This is a genomic window from Endozoicomonas acroporae, assembly GCF_002864045.1.
GTDB classification, from domain to species: Bacteria; Pseudomonadota; Gammaproteobacteria; order Pseudomonadales; family Endozoicomonadaceae; genus Endozoicomonas; species Endozoicomonas acroporae.
Genome location: NZ_PJPV01000132.1, coordinates 20462 through 31477 on the forward strand (window position 1 = coordinate 20462; position 11016 = coordinate 31477).

An 11016-nucleotide genomic window follows, 5' to 3' on the forward strand; every position below is an offset into this window, starting at 1 on the left:
AATTATTGATTTGGGATAATAGTAGGATTAACTGGCCCATGGGCTAGTGGTCGACTGAATGGCTTTGCCTTGAACTTTGCAGTGCCTACACTTTGGACGTTATCGGTATCAATCCACCACACCAGTTGAGTGCTATTGCTCACTCCAGCAACAGTGCAATAGTAAACGTATCCTTGGAAATTTAGCGGCCTGATAACATCGTTGACCTGATAATCGGTATCAGGTTGCCATTCGCTACCAAAGTCATCCTCAGCAACGACAAGCACTGCTCCCTCATAAGGGGATGTATCAATACTGTAATTACCGCTATCAGGATCACTGATTGCTGATCCCAATACGGCTTGACTGGTATCATTTGATCCCCCGATGGGCAGAGCTTCTTGGCTGACAGCAAACACCCGACGACTGACGGGTAGATCATTCTCTTTGATATTCCCGCTAACAGTTGTTGTATTACCACTCCCCGGAATCTGGATGCCTCCACCACCACCGGCATCAGGCACATCTATCCCGGCAGTACTTGCCTGATGCAAATTGTTGATTTCATCATCCGTTAACGCTCTGCTCCAAACAGCAACACAACCTAATGCAATATCATTGCCCGGTGTCGAATAACCATATTCAGATGTGAGACCTTTTTGTGAAAAAAGCTTAAAAGTCCGGTCTGGGTTAGTTATATAATCGCCAACACTGATAGTTTTGATTAATACATTATTTAAAAATACTTCAAAATAATTTTGAAACCGGGGTCGGGTCTTGATTCTTTGCTTTGAAACCGGGGTCGTGAAACCGGGGTCGGGTCTTGATTCTTGATCTCATCTGATCGTCTTACGTGAAACCGGGGTCGTACGTGAAACCGGGGTCTGAAACCGGGGTCGGGTCTTGATTCTTGATCTCATCTGATCGTCTTACACTTCCACTTCATACTGCGCCAGATTCGGCGCAGCTCCCATCATGGCATCATAAGCTCACCCATCAAGATTTTATCTAATCTTCCGCTACCAATAAAAACCAAGGCTCACAAAGGATGAGCAAATTTTGAAAAGCCTGATGCGCCTGATTAAGTCTGCTTTGGAATATCGCCCCATTACAGATCTGGATGAGAGTAAAACCAGTATGCAGCCTGTCCCCAAAGACCTACGGGGTATTTATGCCCTCTATCGTAAGCAGGGGAAGCACTACAATGTAGTTTATGTAGGCATGTCCAGCGAAGGGAAGCTTCGCAAGCGCTTGTTCAGCCACAAGCGGAACCGAGATGGCGAGTGGACGCACTTCTCATACTTTGAGGTGTGGGACAATATCTCCGATCAGGAGATAAAAGAACTGGAAGGACTTTTCCGGCAGATTTACCGGTTTGATGAGAGGGCAAACCGCCTGAATGTTCAGCAGACATTTAAGCCGCTGAACCGCATTCTGCGAAGTACTGAAAACGTGTTCGGTTTGACCAGGATCAAAAAAAGCTAACCGACAGTAGCCGCCTCCCCCTTGATTTCGATGTACTTACCCCTACCTTATACTTACAACGCTAACCTTTGGCGTCATTCATGCCCGGCAGCGCAGACAGTGACCGTCAATCGACTTTAAGGAAGAGTAAGTGATCAATCAAAAAAATTTTGCGGTTCTGATTGATGGAGAAAATTGCAGCCCTAAACAGTTTTCCGGGATTTTAAAGGAAGTACAAAGGCTGGGAAGTATTGCAGTGAAGAGAGTCTATGCAGACTGGACGAACCCTGCACGATCTTCATGGAAGGAGATTTTACACCTTAACGGGGCAAGACCTATTCAACAGTTTGACTATGGTAAGGATGCTGCAGACCATGCGTTGATCATGGATGCGGTGGAAATTCTAACCAAAACACCTGAAATTAACGCCGTCTGTATTGCTTCGTCTGACAATGGCTTTCAGTTTCTGGCTCAGCGAATCAGAGAAATGGGCAAGTATGTTCTGGGTGTTGGGCGCAGAGAGCCACCCGCTAAAAACTTAATTGCTGCATGCCACAGCTATGTTTATTACGATAATCTTCCAGACGCAAATAATGAGAATGATTTTGAAAACACAAAGTCTGATATGCCGCTGGAAGAACTTCTCGTCAAGGCATACAACAGCTTCTCATCCAACGATGAACAAATTTACCTTGGTGATTTAGGTAAATCATTAAAAGACTTTGACCCTGCCTTTGATCCCAGGAGTTATGGCTTTGCCAGTTTAAAGAAACTGGTTAAGAATCATCCTGAGATTATATCCATTACTGAAGAAACCAGTGACAGGTGCTTTATCACGCTTGCTCAAAAGGCAGAGATAGTCACTGAAAATACATTAAATGGAACCATGAAAAGGTGGTGTGGAAACTTCGGTTTTATTGAAGGGGATGATGGGCATGATTATTATTTCTGCAAAACCAATGTAACTAAGGAGCAAAGAGACGACCGCTTCAAAGTAGGGCAAAGATTTACCTTTACGGTCAGCAAGAAGCCCGATCCAGAGGCAGAAGATAATGCTACAAGAAATGGAAAAGTCGCCCTGGTTATGGCTGTTTCTTGATTAGAATTGTCTTGTCTTAAACTTCCACATCGTACTGCGCCAGATTCGGCGCAGCTCCCTTTACCTCCCCGTTCTCAATAAACACCTTCTCTCCAACGATCACAGACTCCCCCTTAACCGTAATAACCGAACCATCCCGAAGCTTTGCCTGACTGGTGCCATTGGCGTTATTGGCGGTAATGGTGGCGACGACTCGCGAACCGCGCGAACCGGGGTCGCGCGAACCGGGGTCGGGTCTTGATTCTTGATCTGATCGTCTTACACTTCCGCTTCGTACTGCGCCAAATTTGGCCCAGTTCCTTTTACCTCCCCGTTCTGAATAAACACCTTCTCTCCAACGCTCACAGACTCCCCCTTAACAGTAATGACCGAAGCACCCCGAAGCTTGGCCTGACTTGTACCATTGTTATTATTTGCGGTAATGGTAGCAATAACTCTCACTCCTTCAGGTATTAATGCCTTGAATTGCTGCCAGATATTCGTGGTAGCCATTTCTCAACCTCCATAGTGACGTTCCAAGTCAACCGATTGAATAACGGTTCCCAAGCCACTGGCACTGATACTGTTCGCCAGACAAAGGGCTTTCCAGTCTCCGGTTATATCCTGAACCTCGACAAGCATTCCCGGCTCAATTAACCCGGGTACTGTGTTGGTGTCGGTCAATGGCAGCTCGATGGTGGTAATGCTCTGGTTGCCACCCTTGGCCAGCTCATTCCGGCCTCGCTCGGTATTGACCTGGGTTTCGGTGAGCCAGTCTTCCAGAATATCGGGAGCCGGGTTGTCCCCATTGGTTCCCGTTCTTTTGACATTGACCGCAACGCCAGCATTGGTCCCGGAAACATAGAACGCATTGTAAGCCTGCTCTGGTCGCCAGTTGGCGCTCAAGCTAATGACCATACTGACCGGAACGATCTTATCCATTGTGGCCGTGTTCCAGTGCCACGGGCTGGCCGGGTATCGGGGTTGAATGCTCACCTGGTCATTATCACGGCCTGGGATAATCACTGATCCGGCAGTAGTAGCGACCTTGGCCACTACCTGCATGGCGGTCTGGTTCTGATAGCTGAATGAGCCTCCGGACATAATCCAATCCGGTGTGCTGTAGTCGTTCAGGTCAGGATAGATCGCTGTAAAGCCGCTCTCTTCAAAGAAAGGGGCCAGCTCTTCGATGATAGCCTGTTTGGCATTGAGGTTGGTGCTGTTGCTCTTGCTTCGTTTTGGCGCATAAGGGGCTGCGAGTAGTTGGGTGCGGCTGCTGCCATAGAGGGTGTAACGCTCATCCCCGAAACGCCGGTCAGTGCTGTAACGCTCGATAATAAAGATCCATTTCCAGCCATTGATATCCACCTCGATCTGCTTCGGACCGTTCTCGTCCGGTTCCACCAGGGCGATATTGGAAGCACCCCACAGCTGCCCGGTAAAGCTCCATGAGAAGCTATCAATATCCAGGCTAATTTCCATCGAGGGCAATTCCAGCGGTGTCCGGGCAGGCAAAACGACAGTGGTAATAATATTCATTAGCTGATAACTCTCCCTGATCTCTGGCTGTTCCGGCTCCGGCTTTTCAATGACCTCCGGGTCTGTCTCACCGCCATAGTTGCCGGTTACCGTTTCATCCCTGGCTTTCTGGCCGAAGCCCCATGGCAGGACAACCGGCTGATCCTCGGCTCGGTTGCTCTGAAAGGCAAAGCGCCGCTTGCTATCCCTTGGCTGAATAACCTTGGCATCAGCTAATCGACCCATTCGGAAATAAACAACAGGCGCGGTTTCGGGCGAATAGGGAATGCCAGCAAAGCGGAAGTTAAGGAGGCTCGGTATCAGGTAGCCAAGCTTCTCTATCTGATGAGCAGGACTGAACTCATCCACTCGACGGAAACTGCTGATCTGGTTGCTGTCTCTTACAAAAGGTCGGTTCCAGAGAATACGATCTTTCTCATCCTTTGCCTGAATGGTCTGATCCCATCGCTGCGACTTATGACCGTCTATGTTAACAGCACGCTGCCAACACTCGCCAGCTGTCGCCTCTTTTTTCAGGCTGTCGCTATGACTAAAACTGACCTGAGCTTCCTTTTTAGCCACTGCCCCCCAAAATGACCCAAAGGAAACCGGGGTCAGGAAACCGGGGTCGGGTCTTGATTCTTGATAGCTGAGAACAATGGCACTGTCTGGATCGGGTAGAGCATCGAGCGTGATTGCTGCGGAGCCGGTTGCAAATAGGATGGTGCCAGTTCCAGAACCAATCATCTGACCATTGCCGGAATCCCGGATATCCTGCCATTTGCCGAGGGCAATATAGCTGACCACCAGCGTCCCCGGCCTTGGCTTGGCCTCGGCCATGTTCAGGGTGTAGTTGAAGCCCCGGTTCTGGTTAGTGATGGGGATAGCACCACTGATCGCTGAGCCCGTAATTCCCACCGCTGGCTGATAAGTCGCATTACCGGAGGCCGAAATAACCCCGCTTACTCGCCAGACGTTTACTTCCCCAAGGTCATAATCCACGGTCAGCTTGCTGTAATTATTGGTGCCGCTTTTATGGATTAGATTGCCTGTACCGTTATCTTCAAAGGTGCCGCCATCCACCGATAGGGTAAGGGTTCCCGGCAAAACACCCCGCTGCAGAGATAGGTGCGGCTCTGGGTGCCAGTGATATGAACAAAGCGACAGCTGACTGATCGGTTACTGGCCGAAGTCGCCACCATGGTCTTGCCGGTATAGCCGCCATATTGATCCAGTAATGGGCTTTCGACCTTGGCACTCGGCACCAGAGGCGCATAAACGCTCTCAGCCTTTACCGTCAGGTCGCCTGCGGTAATGTTGGCGCTCATAGACTGGATGCCATAGTAACGGCTGGTATCGGCTATCTGCGTTTCTTGGATAAAGGTGGTTTCTTCTTACGGCTCCCCCGGCACTGGTGGCGCTCCGACAAAGGTCGTTACCAAGGGAGCACTGATCTCCATTTCCACCTTGCGCCGGGTAAAATCCACATACTCCCGCCCATTGTTATAAGTAGTTAACCAAATGAAATCATATTTTCTGACTAAGTGGACAGTCACTCTGCGGCGTTACAACTCCGGTCACATAGCTACGGCTATGCTCCCTGCGTTGTGCCTTGCATAGTAACTGCCCACTTAGCCAGAAATATACGATTCCATTTGGCCAACTACTTAGGTGAAGGTTTCAATGGAATGGCTGACCGAAGTAATCCGGATAAACTGGCTAATTAATTCATTCGGTGTAACCAGCTTATAGACCTCGCCAATTTCTGGAACCGCCCATTCCTCCCGCTGATAGCCGACAACGGCTCGCTGTCCTTCCAGCTGATCGCCCACAAGCTCCCATGATGCCTTAATGCCGGGAACCACATAGCTCTCAATCCGGTCTCTGGCATCAAGGCGCTCATCGGTTTGACTGTCGGTGTTGAATAACAAGACAGAAACATTCTGATAGCCATAACAATTCCTTATGCTTGGTTGACATAAATAAATGGTGAATGCTTGGCGAAAGGGAGGAACTTTTATAAGAAAGCGTGGTCTTAATCTGTAATTCGATAGTTCAATAATTCAATGGATCAAATCAATCGACTTCCTTCATTCGATGCTTGTTTTTCTTATCTTTGTTCCACTGCATCAGGTTTAGTAGATCAAGAACAGCAATTTGGTACCACCGAACAGCACCCTGTTTATCAAGGCATACCAGTTCAAGTGCTGAACCCCATTTCTATCTACAATAGCGGACCAGATACATATCAAAATGAAGCTGATCATTCTAACTCATTGATTAAATATCACATTGAATCTCTAACAAACTTCGATTCAGAAAACGCTTCTGAAACAGGTATTCAAGAGATACCACAATCCATTCTTGATCAATATGTTCCTTACCAGCCTGATTATGAACCCGTTAATGATGCATTATTACTAACACCAGGTACTCCCTTTCAGCAGCTAATACCGTGGGACGGGCTTGAAATTAGAGAGCAAACAACAGCGACTCATACAAGCTCAGGTTTACAGTTAACTATTCTTCCTGCTGGAATTCATAGTTCACAAGATTTACGGCCAGTTGCTGTCGTTAATCCGTTATGCATGCATCAAGCTACAAGTGATAACCAAACAACCCAGGAAAAAGTTAATGTTGATAGCAGTTCTTCACTTGCCGAGCGCCAAAGGGAGCGCAAAAGGGAGTGCAAAAGGGAGCGCTACCAGACAGATCCCGCTTACGCCGAGCGCGAAAGGAAGCGCCAAAGGGAGCACCACAGAGAGCGTCGCAAAGATCCCGCTTACGCCGAGCGCGAAAGGGAGCGCCAAAGGGTGCGCTACCAGACAGATCCCGCTTACGCCGAGCGCGAAAGGAAGCGCAAAAGGGAGTGCCAAAGGGTGCGCCAAAGGGTGCTTCGCAAAGATCCCGCTTATGCCGAGCGCGAAAGGGAGCGCAGAAGGGAGCGCAGAAGGGAGCTTCGCAAAGATCCCGCTCACGCCGAGCGCGAAAGAGAGCGCAAAAAACAGTATCGTCAGTCAGTCAATTCAGCTAAAAACTCCGGTGATTTACCACTGACTTCTAATTTAACTGAAACGACCCAGAGTTCCAGTAAAAATTCAGAAGGTACTGTCCCCGCTTTTCAGTCGTCAAGCTGAAGGAATATTTACAGTCCCGATCGCCCCCTCCCAGCCTTAGTGAACGGTCAGCAATCGAAGGGTAAGAAGGTATTGGTCGCTATCGTCCGGGTAGGCAAACGGCATAAGCTGTTGTGCCTCAATCGGAGCCCCATTGGAACGATCAAATGTTCATGACGATGGTTTGTCACCTTCTGTCATGAAAGCTTTAGCCACAGAGTCACGGAGACACAGAGGAAAAGCGTTTTTCTGTTCTCCGTGTCTCTGTGCCTCCGTGGCAATTTTCTTTCACGGCAAAGATAACGGAAAACTGCCGGTTATCCGGGAGCGTTAGAGTCATCGTTTTATTGGCCGCTTTGGAGAGAGCAAAGAGGCTCTTGACCGTCAGCCGGGAAACCCAACCGGCCTCGCCATTGCCAGAAAGAACAATAGAACGGCCATGAACTAACTGGCCTTCCTGTACCAATAAAGCCCCGGTCAGGCTGCGCTCTGTGCTTTGCTCCACAGGGTTCTGGATAGCGGTACTATCCCCTTTCTCTTTGGCTTCTTCCAATTCCGCTTTTAATTCACGTTTCTGGGCTTCATAGTTCCATCGCTCCACTTCGTCCTGCTTGCCCTTTAACTGATCCAGTTCATTCTGTAGACCTTCCAGGGTATTACGGGAACTCTCGCCAAGATTGGCCATATTCTGCTGTGCCGAGACAATGGCATTATTCAGCTTTGCCAAATCTTGCTCATTTAGCAGATCCATTGATTCAGCGGCTTTCTCGGCTTGCCGTACAAAAGTTCTGGAAGTCAGGTTGCCCTGTTCATAGCTTTCAAAAAGTTCTTCCAGTGCAATTTTCTGTTCCAGAAATTTCGCTTTTACGTGAGCGGCATCGGCTGCGGTTTCGTTCATCCAGCGACTTATGCCGGTGGGGTCAAAGGTAGTCAGTGCTGAATGACGAAGGTCACTGATTTCCTGATTGGTTTCTTTCAGCTCATTTTTTAGTTCTTCAATGCTACCTATGGTTTCATTAGTATTGATGCCACCAACGCCTTTTTGCATGGTGACAAAAGTATCATGAGCGGCACTGCTCATTCCCTGAAGTTCTGCGGTAATGCCGTTATAGTGGCCAGCCATAACCCCGGCAATCGAAGTGGCATTTTCAAGGGCTTCGGCCTGCTGCTTCCCGGCTTTCTCTGCCGTATCTCCGGTGTCTTTTATGGCATCCCTGGTGTCTTTAGCCTCGGCCTTCAGGTCAGCCAATTTCTCCCGGCTGGCTTCGGTGGCCTGGTAATATTCCTCAGCGGATAAGGTTCCCTGAGAAAAGGCTTCAGCCAGCGCCACACCGAGGCTGGCTAATTCGGTGCGGGTTTCGGTAGTGTTAACCTGACTTATAGCATCCGCTGCATCTTTAAAATTCGCTTTAACCGCCTCGGCTGTCTCTGCGCTCGCCTCCTCAACTTTCTTCTGACCTTCAACCAATTCATCCGCGTAATTTTGCCAGAGCAGCTTATTGCTCTTGGTCATGGTCTTGACCGTATCGTTGGCCTTCTTTACCCCAGCCTCGCTGACTTCGGCAAAGCTATCGTATACCCCGGACAAGGCATCGGTAGCGTCTTTAGCATCCGCAACCGTCTGCCTGGCAAACTCCTTAGTCAAACCGCCGAGAAAATCGGTTGTCCCTTTCAGCTTTTCGGCAATGCCATCAAAGCCCAAGGCATCAGCCGTTTCCTGCCATACTCGAACAATGCCGTACATCATCCCGGTATAAGCGGTGGCAAAGCCCTTAACAACACCAGTGAATGTGTTGAAGAAAAACTTTACTGTGGAGCTGGTGAAATCAAAAGCAGTCCGCAGAGCCGCCATCGATTCTGTAATGCCTGAAAAGCCTGTTTGTATTTTGGCAACAAAGCTATCAATCGTTACCCCGGAGAAGGCATGCTTGATTGCCTCCCCCATAGAGAAAAGGATTCGCTGACCTTTTTAGCCAATTCAGACAGCTGGCCATTCTTACTCATCCGTTCAATTTGAGCAGCGATTCCTGCCAGGGTTTCTTTTGCGTATTTCAGGGCACCGCTCTTGGCGACCTCATCCTGAAACTGCTGCCAGCTGTCCTTCAGGTTACTGACATAACCAGACAGCAGACTCATGTTCTTTGCTGCAGCTCCTTCTGAGCTTTTACCTATTTCTTGAATAAGCCCTTTGATGGCATCCCGGCCAAGTTTTCCTGCGGAGGAGAGTTTTTGCAGCTCCTGCACATTCTTGCCGGTCACCTTTTCCAGCAGATCCCAAACGGGAACGCCCCGCTCCAGCAGCATCAATATTTCTTCGCCCTGAAGCTTTTGTTTTGCCCATGCTTTACCCAATCCAAGGGGAATACCATTCAGCCGCTCCATTCCTCCGCCGAGCTTTGATGCCTGGTCAATAATGGCTTGCATGGAGCCATCGGTAGGATCAAGACCAAATGCCTTTAACCGAACAAAAGCTTCAGAGACTTCTTCCAGCTGGAATGGTGTATTCCGAGTAAAATCCTTAATCCATTGCATCGCCTTTTCAGCTTCACCAGACGATCCGCTAATCGCCTCCATCTGAACGCCCAGGCGTTCAAACTGGTCACCTGTCGTGAGTACGCCCTCAATGGCTCGCTTTATGGCATAGAGACCAGCCCCAGCCGCTGCCAGCCCAATAAAACGCCGGGTAAGCCGACCAATGGATGTGCTTGCCGCATCGGCATCCCTGGCAGTCTTTTTCAGATTGCTATTGCGGAGGGTTCTGGCGGTACGCTTGGCACTTTCATCAGCCCGGCTAAATGCTTTCCGGGTCTCTTTGATCTGCCGCTCAAGCTTTGCCTGCTGGTCTTTCAGGTTCTTGGTAGACAAGCCAGCAGAGGTCATGGAACCCCGGAGCTTTGCCAACGCCTCACGCTGGCGACCATATTCGGTATTCGCCTTCTTTACTTCTCTGCGAGCCTTGGCAAGCGCCGCCTGCATGGCCTTGGTAGGCTTGCCTGTTTTGCCGATCTCTTTGGCAAGTTTGGCGACCTTTTCTTCGGCGCCACGAAAAGCACGACCAGCGTCTTGTGTTGCTTTTGCTTGTTTTTTGAAGGAGACCAACAGGTTCTGCTGGTTTTCGAGTCCCTTCAGCTGATCCTTAAGCTTCTTCGTCTCTTCCTTAAAGGCATCCAGGGAGGCAGAGGATTTTTTTACGTCCTTTGATAACAAGTCCTTCGCTTTCAAGACCAAGTGGATTGCTGATTCTTTGATAGCCACAGAGCTTTACCGAAAAAAAAGCCCCTGCTCTTATTCAGAAACAGGGGCTAAATGGACAGGACGCAAAAGGTTGCTTTATCCAGCAAGATCAATCTGCATGAAGGTGCTTAGCCCAGAGCCGGTGATGGTCGTATCTGCCAGAACATCAATTTCCAGCGGAATACTGGCAAAGTCATCGGAGATAAAGTCAAGATTCTGGACCGGAGAGAACTTTATCCGATGAACCCGGATATTGAACGCCTTAAGTAGTTGGCCAAATGGAATCGTATTTTCTGGCTAAGTGGGCAGTTACTATGCAAGGCACAACGTAGGGAGCATAGCCGTAGCTATGTGACCGTAGTTGTAACGCCGCAGAGTGACTGTCCACTTAGTCAGAAAATACGATTTCATTTGGTTAACTACTTACCGTCCTGGGCATCGTTCAGGCCTTCCATAAACAGGACAAACTCTTTGCCTGATTCAATCAAGGCCTGAACCATATTGCTGGCCACCTGGGGTATAGCTCAGGTGTACTCCCAGGCGCAGGAATGAATAGCCAGTACATAAAGATGCCCAGGCAGTTGGCGACGATATCCCAGAACGATGGGTGGCGATAGTCGGTAAGGG

General features: G+C 49.1%; 10 protein-coding genes. 3 read left to right on the forward strand and 7 right to left on the reverse strand.

The window, feature by feature from the left end; genetic code table 11:
* Window positions 1-2: 2 nt before the first annotated feature.
* Window positions 3-533, reverse strand: coding sequence for a hypothetical protein (locus CX664_RS18235; protein ID WP_146000128.1), 531 nt, complete (start codon window positions 531-533; stop codon window positions 3-5).
* Between the two features lie 505 nt (window positions 534-1038).
* Here CX664_RS18235 and CX664_RS18240 point away from each other — a divergent pair.
* Together CX664_RS18240 and CX664_RS18245 are read left to right on the forward strand one after the other, a co-directional pair.
* Entirely contained in the window at window positions 1039-1464 is a 426-nt protein-coding gene (locus CX664_RS18240; RefSeq protein WP_101748109.1) for a GIY-YIG nuclease family protein, read from the forward strand.
* A 130-nt stretch (window positions 1465-1594) separates the two neighbouring features.
* Window positions 1595-2542, forward strand: coding sequence for an NYN domain-containing protein (locus tag CX664_RS18245; RefSeq protein ID WP_101748110.1), 948 nt, complete (start codon window positions 1595-1597; stop codon window positions 2540-2542).
* 258 nt (window positions 2543-2800) lie between these two features.
* Here CX664_RS18245 and CX664_RS18250 read toward each other — a convergent pair whose 3' ends face one another.
* The 4 genes from CX664_RS18250 to CX664_RS18265 all read right to left on the reverse strand — a co-directional run bounded on the left by CX664_RS18250 (window position 2801) and on the right by CX664_RS18265 (window position 5970).
* Entirely contained in the window at window positions 2801-3034 is a 234-nt protein-coding gene (locus CX664_RS18250) for a hypothetical protein (RefSeq protein WP_101748111.1), read from the reverse strand.
* Between the two features lie 3 nt (window positions 3035-3037).
* Complete coding sequence (locus tag CX664_RS18255; RefSeq protein WP_101748112.1) at window positions 3038-5122, reverse strand: hypothetical protein; 2085 nt, start codon at window positions 5120-5122, stop codon at window positions 3038-3040.
* Window positions 5080-5367 (reverse strand): hypothetical protein, encoded by a 288-nt coding sequence (locus CX664_RS18260; RefSeq protein WP_101748113.1) that lies wholly within the window; start codon window positions 5365-5367, stop codon window positions 5080-5082. Before CX664_RS18260 ends, CX664_RS18255 begins: the two co-directional genes overlap by 43 nt.
* 339 nt (window positions 5368-5706) lie before the next feature.
* On the reverse strand, window positions 5707-5970 hold the full coding sequence (locus CX664_RS18265; RefSeq protein ID WP_101748114.1) for a hypothetical protein: 264 nt from the start codon (window positions 5968-5970) through the stop codon (window positions 5707-5709).
* A 273-nt stretch (window positions 5971-6243) separates the two neighbouring features.
* Here CX664_RS18265 and CX664_RS26545 point away from each other — a divergent pair, with 273 nt between their 5' ends.
* Window positions 6244-7176: a hypothetical protein gene (locus CX664_RS26545; protein ID WP_180966544.1), complete on the forward strand. Its 933-nt coding sequence runs from the start codon at window positions 6244-6246 to the stop codon at window positions 7174-7176.
* A 199-nt stretch (window positions 7177-7375) separates the two neighbouring features.
* Here the strand turns inward: CX664_RS26545 and CX664_RS18275 are convergent, their stop codons facing one another.
* Complete coding sequence (locus CX664_RS18275; protein WP_101748116.1) at window positions 7376-9100, reverse strand: coiled-coil domain-containing protein; 1725 nt, start codon at window positions 9098-9100, stop codon at window positions 7376-7378.
* Window positions 9064-10377: a tape measure protein gene (locus tag CX664_RS18280; RefSeq protein ID WP_163369605.1), complete on the reverse strand. Its 1314-nt coding sequence runs from the start codon at window positions 10375-10377 to the stop codon at window positions 9064-9066. Before CX664_RS18280 ends, CX664_RS18275 begins: the two co-directional genes overlap by 37 nt.
* Window positions 10378-11016: the final 639 nt, after the last annotated feature.

Coding starts and splice junctions, on each gene's coding strand:
- CX664_RS18250 (WP_101748111.1), bottom strand. CDS start 3,034: ATGGCTACCACGAATATCTGGCAGCAATTCAAGGCATTAATACCTGAA.
- CX664_RS18260 (WP_101748113.1), bottom strand. CDS start 5,367: ATGAGCGCCAACATTACCGCAGGCGACCTGACGGTAAAGGCTGAGAGC.
- CX664_RS18275 (WP_101748116.1), bottom strand. CDS start 9,100: ATGGGGGAGGCAATCAAGCATGCCTTCTCCGGGGTAACGATTGATAGC.